The sequence below is a fragment of the Parahoeflea alexandrii genome (genome assembly GCF_027214025.1).
GTDB classification, from domain to species: Bacteria; Pseudomonadota; Alphaproteobacteria; order Rhizobiales; family Rhizobiaceae; genus Hoeflea; species Hoeflea alexandrii_A.
Map to the genome: position 1 here is coordinate 18,881 of NZ_JAPWHB010000010.1, position 23,901 is coordinate 42,781.

At 59.1% G+C, this 23,901-nt stretch carries 23 protein-coding genes; 2 read left to right on the plus strand and 21 right to left on the minus strand.

Annotated features, from left to right (window positions below):
- Nucleotides 1-702: 702 nt before the first annotated feature.
- Nucleotides 703-1,158, plus strand: coding sequence for a hypothetical protein (locus O4H62_RS24380; RefSeq protein WP_269391482.1), 456 nt, complete (start codon nt 703-705; stop codon nt 1,156-1,158).
- Nucleotides 1,159-1,512: 354 nt separating this feature from the next.
- Here O4H62_RS24380 and O4H62_RS24385 read toward each other — a convergent pair whose 3' ends face one another.
- The 10 genes from O4H62_RS24385 to O4H62_RS24430 form a co-directional block, all read right to left on the minus strand.
- On the minus strand, nt 1,513-3,021 hold the full coding sequence (locus O4H62_RS24385) for a multicopper oxidase family protein (protein WP_269391483.1): 1,509 nt from the start codon (nt 3,019-3,021) through the stop codon (nt 1,513-1,515).
- 58 nt (nt 3,022-3,079) lie between these two features.
- Nucleotides 3,080-4,480 (minus strand): multicopper oxidase family protein, encoded by a 1,401-nt coding sequence (locus O4H62_RS24390; RefSeq protein ID WP_269391484.1) that lies wholly within the window; start codon nt 4,478-4,480, stop codon nt 3,080-3,082.
- A 100-nt stretch (nt 4,481-4,580) separates the two neighbouring features.
- Nucleotides 4,581-4,865 (minus strand): copper-binding protein, encoded by a 285-nt coding sequence (locus O4H62_RS24395; RefSeq protein ID WP_269391485.1) that lies wholly within the window; start codon nt 4,863-4,865, stop codon nt 4,581-4,583.
- Between the two features lie 39 nt (nt 4,866-4,904).
- Nucleotides 4,905-5,387 carry a cupredoxin domain-containing protein gene (locus tag O4H62_RS24400; RefSeq protein ID WP_269391486.1) on the minus strand — a complete coding sequence of 161 codons (483 nt, stop codon included), beginning with the start codon at nt 5,385-5,387 and terminating at the stop codon, nt 4,905-4,907.
- A gap of 39 nt (nt 5,388-5,426) precedes the next feature.
- Nucleotides 5,427-6,794 (minus strand): multicopper oxidase family protein, encoded by a 1,368-nt coding sequence (locus tag O4H62_RS24405; protein ID WP_269391487.1) that lies wholly within the window; start codon nt 6,792-6,794, stop codon nt 5,427-5,429.
- 21 nt (nt 6,795-6,815) lie between these two features.
- Entirely contained in the window at nt 6,816-8,330 is a 1,515-nt protein-coding gene (locus tag O4H62_RS24410) for a TolC family protein (protein ID WP_269391488.1), read from the minus strand.
- Nucleotides 8,331-8,637: 307 nt separating this feature from the next.
- The gene (locus O4H62_RS24415) at nt 8,638-9,042 is read right to left on the minus strand and encodes a hypothetical protein (protein ID WP_269391489.1); all 405 of its coding nucleotides are present in this window, start codon (nt 9,040-9,042) and stop codon (nt 8,638-8,640) included.
- A 102-nt stretch (nt 9,043-9,144) separates the two neighbouring features.
- Nucleotides 9,145-9,558: a c-type cytochrome gene (locus tag O4H62_RS24420; RefSeq protein ID WP_269391490.1), complete on the minus strand. Its 414-nt coding sequence runs from the start codon at nt 9,556-9,558 to the stop codon at nt 9,145-9,147.
- Nucleotides 9,555-9,950: a Cu(I)-responsive transcriptional regulator gene (cueR, locus tag O4H62_RS24425; protein WP_269391491.1), complete on the minus strand. Its 396-nt coding sequence runs from the start codon at nt 9,948-9,950 to the stop codon at nt 9,555-9,557. The genes O4H62_RS24420 and cueR overlap by 4 nt, the downstream gene beginning before the upstream one ends.
- Before the next feature lie 68 nt (nt 9,951-10,018).
- Complete coding sequence (locus O4H62_RS24430; RefSeq protein ID WP_269391492.1) at nt 10,019-12,421, minus strand: heavy metal translocating P-type ATPase; 2,403 nt, start codon at nt 12,419-12,421, stop codon at nt 10,019-10,021.
- Nucleotides 12,422-12,567: 146 nt separating this feature from the next.
- On the opposite strand from O4H62_RS24430, the gene O4H62_RS24435 reads away from it, so the two are divergent.
- Entirely contained in the window at nt 12,568-13,044 is a 477-nt protein-coding gene (locus O4H62_RS24435) for a DUF305 domain-containing protein (RefSeq protein ID WP_269391493.1), read from the plus strand.
- A 277-nt stretch (nt 13,045-13,321) separates the two neighbouring features.
- Here the strand turns inward: O4H62_RS24435 and O4H62_RS24440 are convergent, their stop codons facing one another.
- The 11 genes from O4H62_RS24440 to trbB all read right to left on the minus strand — a co-directional run bounded on the left by O4H62_RS24440 (nt 13,322) and on the right by trbB (nt 23,610).
- A complete protein-coding gene (locus O4H62_RS24440) occupies nt 13,322-14,026 on the minus strand; it encodes an autoinducer binding domain-containing protein (RefSeq protein WP_269391494.1) in 705 nt (234 codons plus the stop codon).
- 80 nt (nt 14,027-14,106) lie between these two features.
- Complete coding sequence (trbI, locus tag O4H62_RS24445; protein ID WP_269391495.1) at nt 14,107-15,411, minus strand: IncP-type conjugal transfer protein TrbI; 1,305 nt, start codon at nt 15,409-15,411, stop codon at nt 14,107-14,109.
- The gene (locus tag O4H62_RS24450; protein WP_269391496.1) at nt 15,408-15,893 is read right to left on the minus strand and encodes a conjugal transfer protein TrbH; all 486 of its coding nucleotides are present in this window, start codon (nt 15,891-15,893) and stop codon (nt 15,408-15,410) included. The genes trbI and O4H62_RS24450 overlap by 4 nt, the downstream gene beginning before the upstream one ends.
- Nucleotides 15,894-15,896: 3 nt before the next feature.
- The gene (gene trbG, locus O4H62_RS24455; RefSeq protein ID WP_269391497.1) at nt 15,897-16,721 is read right to left on the minus strand and encodes a P-type conjugative transfer protein TrbG; all 825 of its coding nucleotides are present in this window, start codon (nt 16,719-16,721) and stop codon (nt 15,897-15,899) included.
- A 20-nt stretch (nt 16,722-16,741) separates the two neighbouring features.
- Nucleotides 16,742-17,404: a conjugal transfer protein TrbF gene (locus tag O4H62_RS24460; protein ID WP_269391498.1), complete on the minus strand. Its 663-nt coding sequence runs from the start codon at nt 17,402-17,404 to the stop codon at nt 16,742-16,744.
- A gap of 8 nt (nt 17,405-17,412) precedes the next feature.
- Nucleotides 17,413-18,576, minus strand: coding sequence for a P-type conjugative transfer protein TrbL (trbL, locus tag O4H62_RS24465; protein ID WP_269391499.1), 1,164 nt, complete (start codon nt 18,574-18,576; stop codon nt 17,413-17,415).
- Between the two features lie 183 nt (nt 18,577-18,759).
- Entirely contained in the window at nt 18,760-19,560 is an 801-nt protein-coding gene (gene trbJ / locus O4H62_RS24470) for a P-type conjugative transfer protein TrbJ (RefSeq protein WP_269391556.1), read from the minus strand.
- On the minus strand, nt 19,532-21,976 hold the full coding sequence (locus O4H62_RS24475; protein WP_269391500.1) for a conjugal transfer protein TrbE: 2,445 nt from the start codon (nt 21,974-21,976) through the stop codon (nt 19,532-19,534). Before O4H62_RS24475 ends, trbJ begins: the two co-directional genes overlap by 29 nt.
- Nucleotides 21,977-21,982: 6 nt before the next feature.
- Nucleotides 21,983-22,282 carry a conjugal transfer protein TrbD gene (locus O4H62_RS24480; protein ID WP_269391501.1) on the minus strand — a complete coding sequence of 100 codons (300 nt, stop codon included), beginning with the start codon at nt 22,280-22,282 and terminating at the stop codon, nt 21,983-21,985.
- A complete protein-coding gene (locus tag O4H62_RS24485) occupies nt 22,275-22,649 on the minus strand; it encodes a TrbC/VirB2 family protein (protein WP_269391502.1) in 375 nt (124 codons plus the stop codon). The genes O4H62_RS24480 and O4H62_RS24485 overlap by 8 nt, the downstream gene beginning before the upstream one ends.
- The gene (gene trbB, locus O4H62_RS24490; RefSeq protein ID WP_269391503.1) at nt 22,639-23,610 is read right to left on the minus strand and encodes a P-type conjugative transfer ATPase TrbB; all 972 of its coding nucleotides are present in this window, start codon (nt 23,608-23,610) and stop codon (nt 22,639-22,641) included. The genes O4H62_RS24485 and trbB overlap by 11 nt, the downstream gene beginning before the upstream one ends.
- Between the last annotated feature and the right edge of the window lie 291 nt (nt 23,611-23,901).

Sequence of the window (23,901 nt, forward strand, 5' to 3'; positions counted from 1 at the left end):
ACTCGCAAGGCGCTCGTTTTCTATGTCGCCAGACGTTGGCGGCTTAAGCAGGAAAATTCTCGGCTTGAATTGGAACGAGAAGAAGTGGTGCACAAGGCTTCTTGTTGACGAAACCCTCGATGTTCTGCCTGTGGCCGCCGTTCAATCCGCCTGCGGTCGACGGTCAAGCACCTCAGCCGCCACGGGCACCCTCCCGCGCAGCGGGTTCGCTCACCGGCCTCTAAGCCGCCGGTCAGATATGCGCCCTCGTTTCGGTCATTGGGGGCCGCGGCAGCTCTTCTTGAAAGCCGACACTACTAATAACCTGAACAGCTGACTTGGCTACTGATAGCTCATACCATTTCTGATCATTGAATCTGTTCTGACAAGCCAGTGCCTAGCTAGGCAGGCTTGGCATTCTTCGTTCTGCGCTACCATGTCCGTGTTGGCATCAATGCGGTCACCGATCTGTTTTCGCAACGAGCCTCTACGTGTCATCAAGGACCGGCCAAAAGACTTCAGATTCCTGCGTATGGAGGCATCAGGTGGATCGGATCAGCTTTTTTGTTCGGCAATAGTTATGCTTGTCCGGTAGCACAGAGCATGATCGCTGTCCCCTTTGAGCAAATCACGAAGGTAGCTTGACCTTCCCCCTACAGTAACCATTAGGGTGTTAGGAGTGGAGGCGGACACTCTGCGCTTCTTGAAACGAGACCAGACAACATGACACGCCTGCCCGAATTTTCGGTGATCGTATTTTCCTTCCTGCTGCACTTCGTCTGGGAGTTCTGGCAGGCGCCCACCTATGCGGGCATGATCGAGATGAACCATTGGGACGGCATCAAGCTCTGTTCTTCGGCAACATTCGGGGATATCGGATTCGCCTTGACTGCATTCTGGATTACCAGTGCTGCCGCACGATCCCGCTTTTGGTTTGAAGCACCCAAAGCCTGGCAAACGCTCTTGTTCGTCGGGGTGGGCATAGGTCTGACTGTTGGTTTTGAATTTTACTACACCAACATATCGGAGCGCTGGACCTACTCCGACCTCATGCCACTGGTGCCGCCGTTCGGAACAGGACTGAGCCCGCTTCTTCAGTGGATTTTCATCCCGCTTGCCGTGGTCTGGCTTACACAACGGCAGGCCGCGGGGGCCAAAGCCATGGAGGACCGGAAATGATGAACGACACAATGGGAGGCGGGATTATGGGGCTTGGCGGTGTCTGGATGCTGCTGATTGCCATTCTGGTAATCCTGGCCATTGCCGCACTGGCCAAGTACCTCATGAAGTGAGGCTGCAATCTGTTCCGTCGATGACTTGACCGGTCGGACGTGCGGTAGAAAGGCTCCATTCCCCTCTGCCATTAGGCTGCGGGCAGCAGCAAGCCATAGACAGAAAATCATACCGGACGATGCGCGCTTTGACGAAGGTATTCATCAATTGCGACAAACCGCACGCGTCGCCGTCACATTCCAATGCTTTCTGATTAAGGAATTTCCAGTCTCCAGGTTGGCGCGAGCCCGGCGAACGCATTTAACTCACTGTGAATTGCCCCATCATTCCGGCATCTTCATGCTCAAGAATATGGCAATGATACATGAACGGCGTTTCCTCCGACGCTGGCTGAGTGAACTGGACAAGCAGCTCGGTTTGGCTGTCGACAACGACCGTGTCCTTCCATCCCTGGCTCTCCGGCCGCGGTTCTCGTCCGTTCTCGCTGATCACCTGAAAGGAGACACCATGAACATGAAATGGATGTGCGAGCATGCTGGTGCCGACCACCCATTTCTCCGTGTCGCCGAGGCGCACGCGTTCGTTGATGGCACTCATGTCGAATGGCTGCCCGTTGATGGCCATGCCGCCCATCATGCCGCGACCCATTCCGCCTGATCCCATCATTCCGCCTCCCATACCCATATCGAGAGAGAAGTTGCGCAGCTTTGAGACCCTGGCGGCTGTGAGATCAGGTCGATCTCCTCCGAGCGCATCGGGGATGCGTGTGACCTTGGCGGCAAGCCGCCCGTCGACCCGGAACGGAAGCACTTCGAACCGCCTGCCCCCGGTTATATCATCGAGCAGGCCGCGTGCCCTTCCCATCATACCGCCCATACCCGAATTGGGGTCACCCTCACTCATCAGCGACATGCCATGACCATTCGAGAAGTCGACCAGAATCTCGGCCCGTTCTCCCGGTCCGAGACGGAGCGTCTCAAGCTGCACAGGGGCTGGCAGATATCCACCATCCGTTGCGATCAGGTGAATGGGCCGGTCGTCGCTGGAGAACAGTGAATAGATCCGCGCATTCGAACCGTTGATCAAGCGTAGCCGCACGACTGCCTTCGGCACAGCGGCAACTGAACCTACCTGACCATTGACCACTATCGTGTCGCCGGTCATGCCATGCATGATGTCCATCATCGAGTTGGCGTAGACAGGCTGGCCGTCCCCGGAGAACCGGCGATCCTGAAGCAGCAGCGTCAGGTCATCGACACCATAGATTTCCGGCAAGCCTCGTTCGCCGTCAAGCCCGTCTGCAACATGCAGCACACCAGCCAGACCGGCGTACACATCGCGCGCGGTTCGACCATGGATGTGGGTATGGAAGAACGCGGTGCAGGGTCCCTGTCCAATTTCCATGTCCGGTGCCCATACCTCTCCCGGTTTGACGGGAAGATGTGGTCCTCCATCGTGATTGCCTGGCACCACCAGGCCATGCCAGTGCGCGCTGACCGGCCATGGCAGTGCGTTTTCCACACTCGGCCGCAGTGCTCCGTTCCTGATCCGAACCACGGGTCCGAGATAGGCTTGATTGAAGCCAATCGTTTCTGCTGGATGGCCCGGAAAGAAGGATGTTGTGCCTGACTGGGCGGTGACCAGGAATTTGCCGGTATCGACCGAGTCGATCAGCGGCGGAAACTGCAATACAGGGCGGTTTGCGACATCGGTCGTTTGAGACGTGAAGCGGTTATCTGCCCAAGCGTAGAGAGCGCCACTGGCTGCAAGTGCCGCGCCACCGGCGAGCAGGTTCCGTCGTTTTATCATCGATACATTCCTTTCGGGAGACCCGCTCTGGCTCTGAGGTCATAAGTTCGCTTGCCCATCAGAGCACCTCAAACCAGGTGTTCATGCCGGCTGCCGCATGTTCAAGCATGTGGCAATGGAACAGCCATTTGCCGGGATTGTCGGCCACGAAAGCGATCTCGGTCGTCTGATCTGGCCCGATCAGAAACGTATCCCGCCATGGTTTGCCCTCATCGACATCAGATCCGGATCTGTTGAGAATCTGGAAATGATGACCATGGACATGCATGGCATGAACCCAGGCGGTCCGGTTTACGGTTTCAATAAGAATGGTTTCGCCCTGCCGGGCCTCGAAAAACGGTTCCTCGGCGAGATTGGCCACTCCGTTAAAGGCCCAGGCCTGTCTTGCGGTGCGGAAATCATCTCCCTGAAGCTTTTTTCCCTTGTAGATGATGTCAATCATGCCTCCCATCGCACCGCCTGTCATTTGCAGGCGGATGCGCCGGGCACTGGCGAGGTCAGGGGCCGGCAGAACATTGGGCTGCAGCTTGATGTCGGATCTCGGCGCTTCCGTGGTCTCGGCATCACTGACCGAGAATCCCGCGATAGGGTAAGGGGTGTCCCCGGAGACTTCTGCAATGGTAAAATCGCTTTCGGCCACGACCATCAGATCCACGCGCTGGGCTGGCCCCAGCATGAGTGGCGCATAATCAAACTTGGCAGGCTCGGTGAATGATTGGCCATCAAAGCCGATGAGGGTTGCGCCGAAACGGTTTGGATCAATTTCGAAGACACGTGCATTGGCCGCATTGATGAGCCGGAGGCGATAGGTCTGGCCGCGGACAATGTCAGTCACCGGACGGCTCTGGCCGTTCACGGTCAGCCAGTTGCCCAGCCGCCCACCATGCGCCCATTCCATCATCGATCCAAGGCTCGCAACGTCCAGCACACCTTCGCCGGCCAGCCGCCAATCATCAAGAACAAGCGTAATGTCGTTTGAACGCTCGAAAACGGGCTCAACCTCATCAACAATAAGTGGTCCATAAAGGCCGCGCGCGACCTGGTTCCAGCTTTTGTTATGGGCGTGGTACCAGAAGGTGCCTGCATCGGGCGCAACAAAGTCATACAAAAATGAATCGCCGGGCTCGACCGGTTTCTGAGTCAGCCCGGAAACGCCATCCATCGAGTTGTCGATGCGAATTCCATGCCAGTGGACCGATGTCGGCTCTTCCAGCTTGTTGGTAAAGCGTACCTGGACGCGCCCACCCTTTTTCACCCTGATTTCCGGCCCCGGTGCAGATCCGTTGTAGGTCCAAAGATCCGACGTGGGCGCATCGGGCAGGTAAAGCCGCTGCTTCGAAGGCGCGGCAATGAGGTCGAAGAACCCATCCGGTGATTTTGCCAGTGACAGTTCAGGCAACTGGCAGGCGACGAGACCGGAAGAGAAACCGGCGAGCAAACGGCGACGGGAAAGTTTCATCGGAGGCCTTTCAGCCCGGCAATCCGGGAGTGGTCTTGGCGATAAACAACAGGTGCAAGTGGCGAGAAGCTTCGATTTCCCGCCACTTGCCTTTCGGCGGTTATTTCAGCTCTGTGACAGTCAGTTTGCCTTTCACCCGGTCGGCGATGAACTCGATGTCGTCACCAGGATTCATCTTCTCCAGCATGGCCGGATCAACTGTGCGGAACACCATGGTCATGGCGGGCATGTCGAGATTGGCCAGTTCTTCATGAATGATGGTGACCTTGCCGGCCTTCATGTCGACCTTTTTGACCTTGCCCTTGGTGTACTCGGTGGCAAGAGCTGCCGAACTGCCGGTAGCAGCAATCATGGCTACGAACATGAGTGTCGTGAATTTTCGCATATGTCTTACCTCGGTTTGTGTCGGAATCGGTCGGTTTGATCAGTGGCCGGTGACGGTGAGCATGCCCTTCATGCCTGAATCGTAGTGACCGGGAATCAGGCAAGCGAATTCGAACGGGCCCGCATTGGCAAAGCTCCAGATGACTTCGCCATCCATGCCCGGATCGAGGCGCACGGAATTGGGATCGTCATGTTCCATTTCGGGCATGCGTTCCATCAGCCCCTTGTGCTCCATCACACCTTCATGATCATCAAGGACGAACTCATGCTCGAGTTCGCCCTTGTTCATCACCATGAAGCGAATGGTCTCGCCTTTCTCGACGTTGATCTCCTTGGGCTCGAAGATCATTTCGCCGTCGTCGGTTTCCTTCATGATCACTTCAATTGTGCGGCTGACCTCGGACGCCTTGCCGGGCTTGCCGATGGCCATCATGTCGTCATGACCGCCGGAATGGGTTCCAGCGGCAACAGCCAATGCTGTCATCGCGAGGAAGGATGCGGATGCAATCAGAAGAGTTTTCATGGGTGTTGTTCCTTTCGTGAACACTTCGGGTCGAAGAGGTTAGCCGTTGCTGCCGGATTTCACCGGCGTTGGCGTGATTGTTGTTGTTGCGTCTGCTGCCTTGGCGAATTCCGGCAGCTCGCCGGTCCATTCATAGGCCTGGGTTCCGGGCGGGTTTTCGTACCAGCCTGGATCGCTGTAATCTCCAGCCGAGATCCCTTCACGGACCTTGACGACGGAGAACATGCCGCCCATTTCAAGCGGGCCATAGGGGCCCCAGCCGGCCATCATCGGCACAGTGTTGTCGGGCAGTTCCATCGACATTTCGCCCATGTCTGCCATGCCCGCTGTGCCCATCGGCATGTATTCGGGCTGCACCACCCGGATCTTCCTGGTGACCTTGGACTTGTCGACACCTATGAATGTGGGGACGTCATGACCCATGGCATTCATCGTATGGTGGGATTTGTGGCAGTGGATGGCCCAGTCGCCCAGGTGCACGGCGTCAAATTCATAGGCCCGCATTGCCCCCACCGGTATATCGATCGACACTTCCGGCCATCGGGCTTCAGGCCGCACCCAGCCCCCATCGGTGCAAGTCACCTCGAAATCATAGCCATGCATGTGGATCGGGTGGTTGGTCATGGTCAGGTTGCCGACGCGCACCCGGACGCGATCGTTCCTCGACACGACAAGCGGATCGATGTCGGGGAAGATGCGGCTGTTCCATGTCCAAAGATTGAAGTCCGCCATGGTCATGATCTTCGGCACGTAGGAGCCGGGATCGATGTCGAAGGCGTTGAGCATGATCAGGAAATCGCGATCAACCGGCATGAACGCCGGGTCTTTCGGGTGAATGATGAAGAAGCCCATCATTCCCATAGCCATCTGCACCATCTCGTCAGCGTGCGGGTGGTACATGAAGGTCCCCGACTTCACGAGATCGAACTCGTAGATGTAGGTCTTGCCGGGTGGGATCGCCGGATGGGAAAGCCCCCCCACGCCGTCCATTCCCGATGGCAGGATCAGCCCGTGCCAATGCACCGAGGTATGCTCGGGCAACTTGTTGGTGACATAGATCCGAACCCGGTCGCCTTCCACGGCTTCGATGGTCGGGCCGGTGGATTGGCCGTTGTAACCCCACAGATAGGCGGTCATGCCGTCTGCCAGTTCACGCTCCACCGGTTCGGCGACAAGGTGGAACTCTTTCACTCCGTTGTTCATACGGAATGGCAAGGTCCAGCCGTTGAGTGTGACAACCGGGTTATAGTTCGGTCCGGTAGATGGCATCAGCGGGGCCTGGGTCAGCGGGCTTTCCATCAGAGCCGCATCAGGCAGCCCCATATTGGTTGTTCTCGACCAGGCGGTCGAGGAGACAAGGGCCGCTCCGGCAGCACTTGCACCTAGCAATTGACGTCTGTTCATCATGGTCTTTTCCTTTCCGGAAAGTTAGTGGCCGCCGCCGCCAGCATCGCCAACGGTTGGTGCCGCAGCCGCGCTGCTTGCACCGGTACCGCCGCCATAGATCGCAGCGGTCAGATTGACATCTGCCAGCCAGAACTCGCGTTTGGCGTTGATTGCCAACATCAGGGTTCCGATCTTGGCGCGGGTATCGGCGAGGAGTTCGAACGTGTTGGAGATCATGCCGTTATAGGTCAGCAGCGACTCCGCCTCGATCGTGGTGCGCAAGGGCACCACGGAGTTGAGGTAGTGCCGGGCGATCTCATGGGTCGAACTGTAGGCGGTATGCGCCGACCGCGCCTCGGACCGGATGTTGACCGCCTTTTCGGCAAGCTGATTGGCTGCCTGCATGTAGGCGAGTTCGGCCTTGCGGAGACGGGGTTTGCCGCTATCGAAGATCGGGATCACGAACTCCAGTTCAAGCTGCGGCGTGACCACTGTTTTCCGGGTCCTGCTCTCCTCAAGATTGCCACCGGTAATCTCGTATTCGGTCTCGATCTCACGTTCGGCTTCAAAGCCCGAGATGATTTCCAGATCCGTGACAAAGCGCGTGGCTTCAGTGAGGCCATAGCTCTTAGCAACGGCTTCCAGTTCCAGTTTTGCAACGCGAAGATCGACCCGGTTTTCAAGCGCTTCCTGCTCGATCCGGTTTTTCCTGACGAGCCCGCGAGGTAACCGCGGCAGCTTGTCGGGGACGTAGTAATCGACCTCGCTTCCCCAAAGCCCCATGATCCGCGTGAGCTCTTCCTTGGCCAGCCGCGACGCCAGCCGGGCTTCGGCCATCTGCCCGGTCAGTTCGGCATAAAAGGCATGTTCTCTTGCCTGACCGCCCTTTGGAAGCGCTCCGCTTTCGCCGAGTTTCTGAGCAAGCTCGGACGCCGCATCGGCTGCAACCTTGGCCTGATTGAGATAAGCGACTGTTTCGAACGCCGAAACGGCATTGACCCAGGCCCGGCGTGTGTCATTTGCGACCTTGAGGGTTGCATCGACCGCCCGCATCTGGGCCTGCCGGAAGCGCGTATCTGCGATATCGACACGTGTCCGTCGCGTTGCGAGCGACAGGATGTTGGCCGCAATCATTCCTTCGATGGCACGATATGCGCCAAGTTCCGGCGCTCCAATCCCCAACAGGCCGATCGAAACCGTTGGGTTTTCAGGCAGGCTTTGCTGCCAGGCTTCTGCAGCGTTCATGCCGATATCGGCATAGGCTGCCTGCAGGCCCTTGTTGTTCAGAAGTGCTACCTGAACAGCGGTGTCAGCATTGATGGATTTCTTGTGCACCAAGCCGTGTACGCGTTCGGAAACCGCTTTTGCCTGATCCTTGTTTTGAAGCCAAACCGCCTCTTTGCCTCGGGTGCCGATGGAAACGGATGCTGCGACGACGCCAAAACCGGCTTCTTTCGCCGAGTATCCGGCAAGCTCCTGATCGCTGACGCACCCGGCAAGGACCAAGGCTGCCGACGACGTGATCACTATGGATCTGGTTGTTCGCGAGATCCTCATGAGCTTTCTCCCGCGCCGGGAGCCTGGCTATCATTTTGCTGACGCCAGGGTTTGGGATCCACAGGCACACGATGGGAGTATCCCTCAAGAACTGTGTGATGGTGGGTGTTGCGAATACCTGAGACGGAATCCGCCGGAGAACTGCCCGGCATGATATCGGCAGGCCTGCCCGCAGCCGTGCAAGCGGCGAGCACCAGCGGCATTGCAGCCGCAAAGAGAGTACGAAACATGATTGTCCTACTGCGATAGAAGTGCGGTTGGCCGATCGAAACCGGCCACGGTGCCCGATAACGGGCGCAGCTACACTTCAGGCGCGCGGAGGACGTTCCGGCAATGCCATGGCCGAGACGACAAGGCCCAGCAAGGGTATGGTCTCGAAATTGTCGGGAATGAAGGCAGATTCGCTGAGCGGTTCAACCGAGCAGAGAGCAGAGGAACACGACATCGGACAGCACTGATCCTGCATGCTCGAATGATCGGTCTGCTCCTGATCCTGAACGGCAGCTGAGTGAAAATCCTTACCCTGACGATGGTTCATCATCGAATGGTCAGCGGATGCGCCGTTGCCGATGTGATGCATTCCGCTGCTGGCCGCTGCCGATCCAGCCATTGCCGCGGCATGCGTGGCTCCTGGCACGATACTCGCAAATACGAGCATCAGTATCAGAAACACATTCCAGCGACCGGGTAGATGGCGACCAGACTTCTTCATTGCGAACAGTATTGCCCCGACAGATCTTGCAAGACAAGCACTGCCCGCTTCACAAACCGGTGAGAATGCTGCTGGTATCGTTGCGCCTGTCCGGACATCAAATCAGTACACTCCATTGGCGCGCTGGAGCTCGCGTATATAGAAAACGATGCTGTCGAGCTCAGGATCGGTAATTCTTTCAACCGGCGGCATGTTGCCAAAAGACCAATGATGCGCGCGCACCCCATTCTTGGCTGCGAGGTGGAATGACGCGTCCCCATGATGATTGGGTTCATAGATCTTGTGGATCAATGGCGGTGCAATTCCGTCCTGTCCGGCCGCATTGGTGCCGTGACAGGAACCGCACGACCGGTTGAACAGCTTTTCGCCTTTTTGAGCATCTGGCGAGAGATCCGGAACCTGCACACTGGCCAGAGCGGCTCCGGTCGCGACCGGAGCAGATGGCGCGAGTACGCGGTAGAGCAGGATTCCAGCTCCCAGGATTGCCACGGCAATTACCATGTTCCGCGCGTTCATACCCGGCTTCTCCCTGCGATCTCGTCGATGATCGGGCAGTCCGGACGATCATCACCGTGGCAATGATCGGCAAGGGTCTTGAGCGTGTTGCGCAGGGACTTGAGCTCCTTGAGCTTGCGGTCGATCTCCCCGATTTTTTCCAGTGCCAGTGCCTTCACATCGGAACTGGCGCGCTCCGTGTCTTCATACAACGAGAGAAGTGAGCGGCACTCGTCAATGGTGAAGCCGAGGCTTCTTGAACGTTGAATGAAGGCGAGACGGTGAACATCGTTGCCGTCATAATCGCGATAACCATTGGTTGCGCGGGCCGGCTTGATGAGGCCGATATCCTCATAATAGCGGATTGTCTTGGCCGGAAGGCTGGTTGCGTCAGCCGCTTCACTGATGTTCATGTCTGCCTCCCTGACCTGAAACCAAATTGCATTCTGGTTCTCTCATAAGACTTCCACCTGCTGGAAGGTCAAGCGTCAAGCTTGACCGACCTGAGACGCAGCGCATTGGAAATCACCGACACCGAAGACAGGCTCATGGCGGCTGCCGCAATCATCGGTGACAGCAGGGTTCCGGTGACCGGATAAAGCAGCCCTGCGGCAATCGGCACGCCGACACTGTTGTAGGCGAAGGCGAAGAACAGGTTCTGCTTGATGTTGCGCAACGTGGCCTCGGACAATCTGCGCGCCCGCAGGATACCACCGAGGTCGCCCTTGAGCAGGGTGACACCGGCACTCTCGACGGCCACATCGGCCCCTGTCCCCATGGCGATGCCAACTTCCGCCGCAGCCAGCGCAGGTGCATCATTGACGCCATCACCCGCCATGGCAACCTTGTGGCCGGCCTTGTGCAGCTCATCCACCAATGCCTTCTTGTCCTCAGGAAGAACACCGGCACGCACTTCGTCGATGCCCAGCTGATCGGCGACCGCGCGGGCCGTGGTCTCGTTGTCGCCTGTCGCCATGATGATTTTGAGACCGGCCTCATGCAGCGCCCTGATGGCATCACCTGTGCTTGCCTTGATCGGGTCTGCCACAGCGATGAGGCCCGCAAGTCTGCCATCGATCGCGACATACATCGCAGTCTTGCCGTCCGAGCGAAGCGCATGGGCCTGCTCATCGGCAGCGCCGTAGTCGACACCGGCAAAGTCCATCATGGCCGCATTTCCAAGCGCGAGTTTCCTGTCCCCTGATCGGCCCGAGACGCCTTTGCCGGTGACCGCCTCGAAGTCCGACACCGGTTTCGCCTCGATATCGCGCGCAGCGATGCCTTCGACAATAGCCTCGGCCAACGGGTGTTCCGATCCGGATTCAATGCCCCGGACAAGCGCCAGCATGTCAATCTCGGCAATTTCCCCGAAAGTCACTACATCGGTCAGGGCCGGCTTGCCTTCGGTCAGTGTACCGGTCTTGTCGACGACCAGCACATCGACCTTTGCCATGCGTTCGAGCGACTCCGCGTCCTTGATCAGAACGCCTGCTTGAGCGCCACGGCCGGTAGCCGTCATGATCGACATCGGCGTTGCCAATCCCAGGGCACAGGGGCAAGCGATGATCAGCACCGAAACAGCTGAGACAATGGCAAACACGAATGCCGGATCGGGACCGACCAGCAGCCAGATGACGAACGCCAGAACAGCAACGATAACCACCGCTGGAACGAAATAGGAGGCAACCCGGTCGGCGAGCCCCTGGATGGGTGCGCGGGACCTCTGGGCTGATGACACCATGGCAACAATGCGCGCCAGCATGGTCTCGTCACCGACCTTCTCGGCTTGAATGATCAGCGATCCGTTCTTGTTTAGGGTGCCGCCGGTGACATGATCGCCCTGGCCTTTCTCCACCGCAAGCGGTTCACCCGTGAGCATGCTTTCGTCAACGGAGCTGTGGCCCTCAATGACGACTGCATCCACCGGAATGGCTTCGCCGGGACGCACCCGCAGCCGGTCTCCGCCAACAATGTTTTCGAGCGGCGCATCATACTCCTCGCCATCCGGCAGGATGCGGCGGGCGGTCTTCGGGGCTAGATCAAGCAGTGCGCGGATCGCGTCGCCGGTGCGTTCGCGGGCTCTCAGTTCCAGTACCTGGCCCACAAATACCAGCGCGATGATCACCACGGCCGCCTCGAAATAAACCGGCATGTGGCCGCCGGCCATTTGCAGCCCGGCCGGAAACAGGTGTGGAACAAAGGTCGCAATCGTGGAATAGAGATAGGCCGCGCCAACGCCGATCATGATCAGCGTCCACATGTTCAGGTTCCAGGTCTTGATCGAGGTCCAGCCGCGATGAAAGAACGGCCGCGCCGCCCAGACCACCACAGGCGTTGCCAGTGCAAATTCCAGATACAGGGCAAGCGTTTCGCCAAGCCACTGGCGGATCGGAAGCCCGAGCATCGGTGCCATTGTCAGGACAAGCAGCGGGATTGCAGCGCCGGCGCTGACCCAGAGCCTGCGGGTAAAATCCACCAGCTCATGGTTGGGACCGTCGGCCACGCCATCCATCGGCTCCAGCGCCATGCCGCAGATCGGGCAGGTGCCCGGACCTTCCTGCACGATCTCGGGATCCATCGGGCAGGTATACATGGCGTTTTTCGGAGCCGTCTTCTTCTTTCTGGCCTTGTTGCCCGAGAGATAGAACCAGGGATCGCGCTCGAACTTGTCGTGGCAACCGGTCGAGCAGAAATGAAACGCCTCGCCCTTGTGCTCAAGCGTCGGCTTGCCCTTGTCGAGGGCGACATCCATGCCGCAGACGGGGTCCTTGACCTTGCCATTGCGCGGTACGGTGGCCGCCTCGAACAGCGCGTCGGTGTCGACTTTCGGCTCCTCGCCGTGGTCTTCCGGATGCGAGTGTTTGCAGTTTCGATGATGGTCCATGATGCCGATCCTTGCTGACTTCAGGTGACCCTAATTCTTCCAGTCACCGGAAGGTCAAGCGATGGTTTCAAACTTTTTCTGATCCCGGTGGAACCCTCCAGCACTGGAAGGTCGTTAAGCCCACACCAAAATACATGGAGGATTGAATGGCATACTCACGATTTCTGGCGATGATTGCGACATCCACCATCATCATGTACGGCCTGATGTACCTCAACACCTGGAACATCAGCCACGTATGGTTCAGCCAGACCAGGATGTGGATGGCCCTGTATATGGGTGCAACAATGGCAGTGGTCATGCTTGCCTTCATGCTCGGAATGTACACCAACAGGAAAGCCAACATTGCGATCATGGTCGGAGCGGTGATCGCGTTCAGCGCGGGCCTTTACCTTGTACGGAGCCAGGACACAGTTGGCGACGTGGCCTGGATGAAGGCGATGATCCCTCACCATTCCATCGCCATCATGACCAGCACGCGCGCCAATATAAGCGACCCGCGGGTGCGTGACCTGGCGGACGAGATCATCGAGGCCCAGAAGCGCGAGATCGCCGAAATGGAAGCCCTGATCGCGGATCTGAATGGCGGCCCGCCCGCAACACCGGAAATTGATGGCAGATGACACCGGGGGGGCTAGTTCATGTAGTATCCCAACTGGCCGGTCGTTGGATCGTGTCGGCTTCGGCAGCATGGGTCGTTGAAACGGCAGCTAAACATTTTTATCTGTCAGAAGCCGACCGTCTGTTTGCGGCCCCAATCTTGCCGTTCGTGCATCCCGCAGTGAATGCCCAGTCTTCGCCAAACTTTCCAATTCGAGATATATTGAACTAGGCCGGTGTGCTTGCATTGCGATCATCCAAACGTTGCTCGCCGGGGTTCGAAGCGTTGGAGCCAGACAACTAGATCAGCCCCAGCCGGATCGCGATCGAGGCGGCTTGCCGGCTGTTGGCGGCACCAAGCTTTCGCGTTGCCTCATCGAGATAGGAACGGACGGACCGATATCCTATCCCGATCGTTTCAGCGATGTCCGGCATCGACATGCCGTCTGCGAACCACCGCAGACATTCGGCCTCGCGCGGTGAAAGGCGGATGTCTGAAGCCAGGGCAGCATCCTGGGTCGCCGAGGCGAGATGGGAATGGACAAATGCGACCGCCATCGCTGCAATGACGGGATCTGGATCCTCATCGATGCACACCATGGGCTTCCCGGATGCGAGTGTGAATACCATCCTGTTCTTGAAGCCGACAGGAACCGAGACCGACAGACCTGAACGGATTCCAAACCGCTCCGCATCCTTGTAGAATTGCCTTACATCGAGCCTTCCTATTCGCCTGGCTTCGTCCGCCGACCACTGAAAAATCGGTGGCCCATGCTTGGCCTTGGTGACGACTGGATCAACTCGAATGTAGTTTTTCTGGACGTAGTGCTCCTGCCATTCCCTGGGATAGTTCGACACAGCAAAGCTCTCCTGCCCGCGAAGATGCAGATACGCGAAATAGTCGAAGCCGGCGCCCTCGGCGAAATCCCGCAAGGCGCGCCGCGCTGCCCGCTCCTCAAGCGGCAATGAAAGCGTATCGATCAATTGCAGAAGAAGCTCGTTCAAGATAATAAAATTCCGGCATGGTGATGAGCTGCGGGAACAAGCTCTGCCACGTTGAGGTGTCGGGATTTCCGACCTCAGATTCATTGATAGGCTTTTGGGAAAACGATGTCCTGATCGACCAGGACGTTGAAGCGGTAGCCTGGCCTGATTTCGAGCGTGGGCTGGACATTGAGGTTTTTCGACACGGTTTGCTGCGAGATCTGTCCGAAGGTTTCGGCAAAGGACCGCCTGGCAGCATCCGCCGCGCTGTCCGTCGTCGTCGCGGTGCTGGTGTCTTTCGGGAGCAGCATGTCCGTCCCTGCGCCGATCAGGGCGACGAGGATCGCCGAGCCAAATGTCTTGAGATAGTGGTTGTTGACCTTGTCGTTGAACCCGCCATAGCCGGCGGTATCGGTGCCGGCCATGCCGCCGATCTGCAGCGTTGATCCGTTCGGAAAGATGATATCTGTCCAGACGACGAGCACCCGGTTTTGCCCGAATGAAACATCGGAATCGTAGCGACCGAACAGTTTTGTTCCTTGCGGGATGAGCAGTCGGCGGCCGGTCGCGCTGTCGTAGACGTTTTGCGATACCTGGGCGGTGATGCGACCGGGAAGATCGGAGTTGATACCGGTGACGAGCATCGCCGGAATGACCGATCCCCGTTTGAGTTCAAAGGGCGACATTTGCGGAACAACCGAATTCGGCAGGTAGCCGAGGTCAGCGATATCCTGGTTGAAAAATTGCGCCTTCCGATCCTGCCCGTTTGGATCGGTATTCTGTCCACCAATACCGGCCTGCAACGCAGCGCCATATAGATCCATCGCACTGCCTGACGTTCCTGCAGGTGAAACGGACTGTTGCGATGCTGCGACCGGCATAGCATTCTCGTTATTGAGGCCCTTGAGATTGACGGCTGTCGGCGAGTTGGCAGCGGCTTCCTCAGCCTGAATGCTTGCCATCTGCTGGCGATGATATTCGCGGAGCATCTGTTCTTCCTGCTCGCGCTCAAGCCGGGCGCGCCATACGGCTTCCGGCTCGATGGCTGGGGCTTGCGGCGTTGGTGTCTTCTGAGGGTTCTGGTCGGGTGGAGTGAACGGGTTACGAGTGGGTTCTTCCCTTTGGACGGCTGGCGTCGGTTGCACCGGAATGACCTTCGGTTCGCCGATGATCCCGTCGGGCACGCCCTGTTTGAGCCTTTCGGCATCATTGGAGGCTGGTTGCGACGACGACGTGTCGCTCTGCCGGTCCCCGAAATGCAATCCCCTCGAGGAGAGGCCAAAGAAGATCGCCGCCAGAAAGACCACGACGAGGATGATCGCAACGATGATAGGTACACGATTCAGTCTTCGGATTCTTGGCCCACTCTCGGCACCGGCGCCACCAAGCTTCAGCGATTGTGTCATGACCCGCCCGCCGATCTCCGTTGCATGACGGACAAGGGACTTGCGGGCACCGCTCCGGCCGCTCCGGTCGTACCGGTCGTACCGAGTGTGTACATCCGGGTGAGCTCGACCTTCAAGGTCGAGATACGCACAAGCACACCGTCCTCGAACGGATCGATGCTATAGGCCAGCGGTTCGACAGCCGCTTGATTGGCCGCCTGGTCGGTCACAACAGCATAGCCTTTTTCCCGCAAAGACGCCACGAGCGCCGACCCGAACACGATTTCATTGCCACGGAGTGCAATGGTCGTGCTTCCGGGTCCGATATGCTCCGCGAGCCGGCCGACCATGTCTGCGGCGATCGAACCGGCGGCTTCGGTTGAGAGTTCGGCGGTGACTTCGCTTTGAATCAGTCCCGGGCCACCCATTGTCTGGCAAGCCGCAAGCAGAAGGAGGCAAAGCAAGGTGGCGGAAAAACGAAGATGAGAGAGGAGTTTCGACATCCCCTACCTTCCCCGCCGGATTGTGATCTTCTGCTGTTGGCGCCCGACGCCCGAAACGAGGATCGCTCGATCGATATTGTAGTCGACCACCATCATTGTTCCCTTCATCCGGTAGTTGACGATCCGGTTTTCGCCGCCGGAGACGACGAACAGCACCGGTGCATCCTGACCCGAGAGCGAAGACGGAAACTGGATGAAGGTCTTCATGCCGTCGCTATAGATCCGCGTCGGCCGCCAGCGCGCGGACCCGCTGACATGGAAGGAGAAGTCGAGCTGATCGGCCTGCACACCGGCTCCCGGCACGACGCTCGCCTCGATCCGTGCATTGATCTCGGCGAAGCGGGCATTGATGTCCTCGGGATAGTCGAAGCCGATGCGAGCCATGTATTGGGTCGGATGGGACTTGAGCTGGATGTGATAGGTCCGCCGCGAGGTGGTCACGACCATCGACGTCATTAGCCCGGCCTCGGCAGGTTTGACGATCAGATGCACTGCCTGACCGTTCGGCGCGCCGGATGTCGCCGGATCGACCTTCCACCGTACCGTGTCGCCGACAAGGACGTCCCGAACGATCTCGCCGGCCTGAAGCTCGATGTCGCAGACCTGTAACGGCGAGCAGACGACCGAGGGCTGGACCTCACCGTAGAGAAATACCACCTTGCCGTCCGGCCCGCGCGTCACAACGCCCCGGCTGTGCTGCCATTGCTCGGAAAGCTGTGTCCCGCGGGTTTCATTGCTGCTCAACTGCTCAGCGGAGAGCGGCAGGCTTGTAGCCGAGACGATGACGCCGGCGCAAAGCGCGATGGCGGGGGGCATGCTTTTCTTCATGTTTCTATCCTCACGCGCGCTCACAACTGCGCTGTCCAGTCAAAATCCTTGAGGTAAAGGCCAATAGGGTTCAGCCGAATGACCGCCTCGTCCTGTGGCGGGGTCAATGCCACGGTGGCGACGCCACGGAACCGCCTGGTAGTGATCTCCTTGCCCTTGCGGTCCCGCTCATATTCCGTCCAATCGATCTGGTAGCTCTGGTTGGAAAGCGGCACGATGTTGGTGACCTCGATGGCAACCGTCTTCGATCTTGCCCTGTCAAAGGGCGAGTTGTTGCGGAACCAGGCATTCACCTTCTCGGTCGCCGGGTCCGATGATCTCAGCAGCGCATAGGTTCGGTCGATGTATTGCTTCTGCACTATCGCGTCGGGTGTGACGGAGCGAAAGTTCGATACGAAACTTCCAAGCGTCGCACGCACCACCCTGGCGTCGGCATATTCGATCTGCTGCGGAAACCCGATGGTCGCGGCGGTCCCGAGCTTGTCGACTTCCACGATGTAGGGAACGAGCTTGACCTGAGTGCTCTGGTAAAGCGCGTAGGAGAACCCGATCACCGCCATGAGCATGCCGGTGATACCGACGATCCGCCACGCAGCCGCCGCCTTCACATAGGAGCCGTAACGCTCGTTCCATTCCTGACGCGCGGCGAGATAGGGGTTTTCGGGGGGATGTGTTTTGGCCATGGTCTCTGTCACGCTTTCTCGTCACGGTTTGGGCGTGGGCCAGGACGACCCTGACCTTGATCGAGCTTGGCGTTGGCAAGACCAAGCGTAGAAGCGCCCCATGTGCCGGGCACCCCGATCGCCTTGTCACGCGAAGCAGATGCAACGGCACCTCCGGCCGCGCCGACACCGCTTGCCATGCCCTTGAGTGCGGCCGCACCGAACGAGCTGCCTCCGGCGCGGGCATTGGAATAGGCCGCGGCCCCTGCCCTCGCCCCGCCCGTGGCGAGGGCAGCACCTCCGGCAGCAAAGCTAGCGGCCTGCCCGCCATGGCGTATGGCTTCCATGCCGCCCGTTACGGAAACGCCCTGCACCATCCCCTGCACAATGTTCGGCACGTACATGGCGATGACAAACACCACGACGGAGATGCCGGCGATCGCCAGTGTGGAGAGGAACTCGTCGCTGTTTGACGGCGTATTGGCGAGGCCGATCAGAACTTCCGAGCCGATCCTCGCGATCATCACCAGCGCCATCAGTTTCATGCCAACGGAGAAAGCATAGACGAGATAGCGGACCGAAAAATCTTTCGTGTAGCTCGAGCCGCCGAGCCCGAGCATGATCATGCCGGCGAGTAACCCGACATACATTTCCGCCATGACGGCGACGAAGATCGCCGCGACCAGGCTGAATGCGATCACCACGACCACCATTGCGAAGACAGCGGCGATCGCCAGCGCATTATCCTCGAACAGGCCGAACTGGGCCTTGGCTGACATGGCGCTTGCCACCTGCAGACCGGCATTGAAGACATTGGCGGGCGATGCCGAGCCGCCGCCGGCGCCGATCTGATACAGGCTGTCGACCCCGGCCTTTGCGAAGTCCGGACCTTGCTCCAGAATGAAAACAAAGAGCCCGATGAACATGATGCGGCGGACAAGCTCTGCGAACCATGTGTCGAGCGAGGCGGCGGCGATCGCCAACCAGACGGCGGCAATCCCGACCTCGATTCCGGCGAGAATCCAGAACAGCGACCGCGCCGCGTTCAGGATTGTGCTCTGCCATCCCTGGGCAGCACTTGCGATTTCGTTCTCAAGATCGGTCAGCAACGCGCCTTCCTGAGCAAACGCGGGCCCTGCAAACAGGGCGAGCGCGAGCGCAGCGGTAAAGAAGACCTTAGTTTTCCGCCTCATCGCCCTCACCTGTCTTCCAGCGCGGACGCATCTCCTGCCCGCCCGTCGTGTCGAATTTCTGTGGCGCCGGCGCTGATGTGCTGACGTGCGAAGTGGGGTCTGAGGGCAGAACGATCTGCCAAACGAGGATTCCGCTGATTCCGATGACGCTGAGGACGATGGCAATGAAAATGATGGACCTGTTCACCAGCGCGGCTCCATTTCCTGCCCGTCCGAGGTGGAGGGCGTGGTCGACTTGAAGAATTCCTCGCGACGGTTCTGGGCGAGATCTTTGGCCGCTTGTTCGGACTGATACCAGGTGCCCATCATCGTCACTTGCTGGGAGACGAGGCCCCGCAGCTTCTGGGCCTGGGCGACCTGCTGGGCCGCAATCTGATGGCCAAGTTGAAGCGCTTGCATCTGACCGACCGCGCTTTGCGACATCGACCGCAACTGGCTCATCGTTGATTCCTCGGAGCTGAACTGGTCCGCGGTCAGTCCGGCAGCCTTGAGCGTTGCGGCAATCGTGTCGCGATTGGTGTCCGACCAGGCCTGATAATTTGCGGAAAACGTCTCGCCGCTGGCGAGACCCGACTTGAAATCAGCAAAACTTTGGAAACGCTGCCGAAGCATATCGTCAGCATTGCCCATTGAAAAAGCGATTCCCTGCCCCTGATTGACGAGGTTGCGAAGCCTGTTGAGATCGCTTTCCACCTGACCCCAGACCTGGTTCGGAAGGGTCAGCGTGTTCTGGAGCATGTTTTCGTAGATCTTCAGCTGGTTCTGGATCTGCTCCGCCAACTGCGTGATCTGCGTCATCTGATTGCCGATCTGCTCGGTCGACTGCCCGACGAGACTGACAAGCTCGGTATTGTTCAGGATCTGCGTCCATTCGGTCGCCCCGCCCGTCACGGTGCCGGCATCGGCATGAACGACCGGCAACCACGCGGCCGCCGTCAGCGCAGCGACTGCAATTCTAGTTGATCGAGAGAACGTGTTTCGCATTGTCCACTCCCCTTGTCCGCAACCAGTGCATGGGCCAGTCCGGTCCATGCTGTTGGCTGAGTTCATTGATGTGCTTGAGATCTTGCCTGCCCGACGCGCCGACAAAGGCGAGCGCGACGGGTCCAAGTGTCATGTCGAACAGACGCCGCCCTTCTGGAGACGCGACGTAGTATTCCCGCTTCGGAATGGCGGTTGCGACGATCTCGATCTGCCGCTCGTTGAAACCGATCCGTTCGTAGAATTCGCGGGTTCCGGATTCACGCGCGGCGCCATTCGGCAGGCATATCTTGGTCGGGCAACTTTCCTTGAGCACGTCGATAATACCGGACTGCTCGGCATCCGAGATCGACTGTGTGGCGAGAACAACGGCGCAGTTGGCCTTTCGCAGGACCTTGAGCCATTCCCTGATCTTGTCACGGAACGTTGCGTGACCGAGCATCAGCCAGGCCTCGTCGAGGATTATCAGGCTTGGGTTTCCGGTCAGGCGCTTCTCGATCCTGCGGAAGAGATAGAGAAGGACGGGGACGAGATTGCGCTCGCCCATATTCATGAGTTCCTCGACCTCGAAGGTCTGGAACATCCCAAGCGTCAACCCGTCTTGCTCGGCATCGAGGAGCTGTCCCATCGGACCGTCGACCGTGTAATGGTGAAGCGCGGTCTTGATCTCGCGCATTTGAACGCCACTCACGAAGTCCGAGAGCGATCTGCCGCGCGCCTCGGCCATCAGGGCGATCTGACGGGCGATCGCGTTGCGGTGGTCGGGTGTGATGCTCACTCCCTGCATGGAAACAAGCGTTTCGACCCATTCGGCCGCCCATGCCCGGTCCCCGTCGGTTGAAAGCTCGGCCAGCGGACAGAATGCGAGCGCACCCTCCCCTGCCCCGATCTGATAGTGATCGCCGCCGGCGGCCTTGGTCAGCGGGTAGAGCGACTTGCCTTTATCAAAGGCGAAGATTTGCGCCGCTTCGTACCGGCGGAACTGTGCCGCGATCAGCGCCAGCAAGGTCGACTTTCCCGAACCCGTCGGCCCGAAGATCAGCGTATGGCCGACATCTTCGACATGCAGGTTCAACCGGAAGGGAGAAGAGCCGCTGGCGACTTGCATCAGCGGCGGGGCATTGGGAGGATAGAACGGGCATGGGGCGGTCGCACTGCCTGCCCATACGGAATTGATCGGAATGAGGTCGGCGAGATTGCTTGTATTGATGAGCGGCTCGCGGACATTGGCATAGGTATTGCCGGGCAGGCTGCCGAGATAGGCCTCGGTGGCATTGAGCGTCTCGATACGGGCGCCGAAGCCTTCTGCCTGGATCAGCCGTCGGACAGCCTCCGCCTGATCGCGCAGACGAGCTTCGTCGGTGTCGAACATGACGATGACCGGCGTGTAATAGCCATAGGCGACAAGCTGCGACGAGGCAGCTGCAATTGCATCCTCGGTTTCGGCCACCATCGTCATGGCGTCCTGGTCGACCGATCGGCTCTGGGTCTGGAAAAGCTGGTCGAAGAATGGTCGGACTTTCTGCTGCCATTTCTTGCGCGTGCGCTCCAGTTTTTGCTTCGCTTCCTGATCGTCGAGAAACATGAACCGGCTCGACCAGCGATAGGTGAGCGGCATCAGGTCGAGCGAATTGAGGATCCCCGGCCAGCTCTCGGCCGGGAAGCCGTCAATGCCAACGACTGCCAGATAGGTGCCATCGACCATCGGCGAAAGTCCGTGGTGGAACTCAGCTGTGACCAGCCAGTCAAGATACATTGGGATCGCCGGCAGACGGACGGGGTAGTTCTCCCCGATGACGCAGAAGCGGATGAACTGAAAGAGCTCGTCATAGCGCGCCTCGCTTCCTGTCTCTGGATTGGCAACCGTGCGTGTCACCATGCGTCGGATCGAAAGCACGTTGCCGAGATACTGTTCGACCTCGCGGATCGAGGTCTGGAACGAATTGAGGACGCGGTTCGCATAGGTCTCCGATCGGCTTGCCTCGTCGGAATAGACGTATCGGGCCATGGCCGACCGGCGCGGTTCCGGTGGTCTATAGGTCAGAACAAGGGCGTGCTGGCTCTCGTAGTGGCCGCGCTCTGCCTCGAAATGTGCGCGACGCTCTTCGTCGATCGCCCGTGTGACTGGATCTGGGAAGTGGCCGGCTTCTCGCGCCGGATAGGCCGTCGTCGGAACGCGGACCGCCTCGACCTGAATCATCCAGCCGGTCCCGAGCCGCGAAAGGATGGCATTGATCTGGCGCGACACCTCGTTGCGCTCCACATTGGTCGAGCTCTCCGAATCCGGTCCCGCGAAATACCAGCCAGCCATCAGCGAGCCGTCCTTCAACAGAATGATCCCGTCGGCGACCAGGCCTGCATAGGGCAACAGGTCGGAAAACGACGGTTTTGAGTTTCGGAATTGATTGAGCGCCACCATGGGAGGTCAGTACCTCCGCCATGGCGATGACGTAGGCCGATAAGTCGGTCGATAGCCGATGTGGCGCAGATAGACCTGCCGCATCATCGGATCGGCCTTGGACATGATACGAAGGACACCGACCACGGCGATCCAGATAGCAATGCCGAGCAACACAGAGAACCAGGTCAGCACCACGAAGATGAGAATGACCGTGGCAAGCCCGGTCAGAAGCACGAGTTCGCGGTCGGCGCCCATCAGATGGTTCGGCCGCGACAATGCGCGATGGATGGGCGAGCGGAAAAGGGGTGCGCCGGCTTCAGCCATCAGTTCCCTCCCCTCGCCCGCCCGGGGCTGCCTGATCTGGGAGGCCGATCGATGCACCCGATGCGCCGAACAGTCCGACGATCTGGGTCGCGCCAAGCAGGATACCGGCGACAAGGACGACATACATCAGCCGCCGCGCGAAATCGTTGAGTTCGCCGCCGAAGATCAGCATGCCGCCGGCGACTGCGACAGCGGCGAGCGCGATGAAGCCGGCAACCGGGCCGGTAATCGATTCCTGGATCTGCTGGAGCGGCCCCTCCCATGGCAGACCGCCGCCAGAACTTGCGAGAGCTGGAGAAGCGACTGCAATGCAAAGCACGGCAACTATGGCTCCCATAGAGGCGTTTCGGCGGAAATTATGCGGCATGGCTGTCCTCGTCGATCTGGGAATTGTGATCTGTTTCGTAAGTCGCCCCGTCGAAACCGTTGACGCGCATCACGTCGCGCACACGCCGGCCGGTCGCCGTTCGTTCGATGGAGACGACGAGATCAACAGCTTCGCCGATCACTTCCCTCATCGGCTGCTGGCTAACCTCGGCGGTCAGCTGCTCGAGGCGCCGCAGCGCGGAATGCGCGGTGTTGGCGTGTATGGTGGTGATCCCGCCCGGGTGGCCTGTGTTCCATGCCTTGAGAAGGGTCAACGCGGCGCCGTCCCGGACTTCGCCGACTATGATGCGGTCGGGGCGCAAACGCATCGTGCTTTTTAGAAGCCGCGCCATGTCGGTACTGTCGGTTGTGTGCAGGCAAACTGCGTTCTCGGCCGCGCATTGGATCTCGGCCGTGTCTTCCAGAATGAGCAACCGATGCGATGGAGCAGACTGGACGATTTCGGCGATGACTGCGTTGGCCAATGTCGTCTTGCCCGATCCCGTTCCGCCGGAGACGACAACGTTCAGCCGTTCCCGAATGGCGCGTCGAATGAGGCTGGCCTGAAGCCCGGTCATCACGCCGCTGCTGACATAGTCCGCAAGCGGGATCAGACGGGATGCGCGCCGGCGGATGGTGAAGCTGGGCGCGTTCACTACCGGGGGAAGTAGTCCCTCGAACCGATGCCCGCCGATCGGCAGTTCACCTGAAATAATAGGCCGTTCGTCATCCGCCTCTGTCTGCAGGGCGTGTGCAACGCTGCCGATGATGATCTCGGCCGCGCCCACCTGCAGCTCGCCAATCCTTGCCATCCCCTCTCCGAGCCGCTCGACAAACAGCCGTCCGTTCGGGTTGAGCATGATTTCAACGACATCGTCGTCCTCAAGTGCCGCGCAGATCACATCACCCAACGCTTCACGTAGTTTGCGGACCAACCGGGAATGGGAGGCACTCCTGCTCATCGATCCTCTCCAATTGACGATCTTAGGTGCCGCTCGGCGCGGTCAGATTTTGTTTGCATCGCATCCACCGTTGCTACTTGCGGGTGAGTTGCGGTTTTGATCGAATGAGAGGAACCGGTCACCCCGGCAGATCTGCCGGGGTGGTTAGATGAGTGTTCGCGCGGTATCCGCTGAGCGGGGCTTGAGTTCGACTCAGATCACTGAGTCGGGGTGATAATCGGCGGAATTGGGCTGGAACTTGCGCTCTACATAGTTTTCGAACGACGGCATGCGAAGTCGCCCCGGCAGATG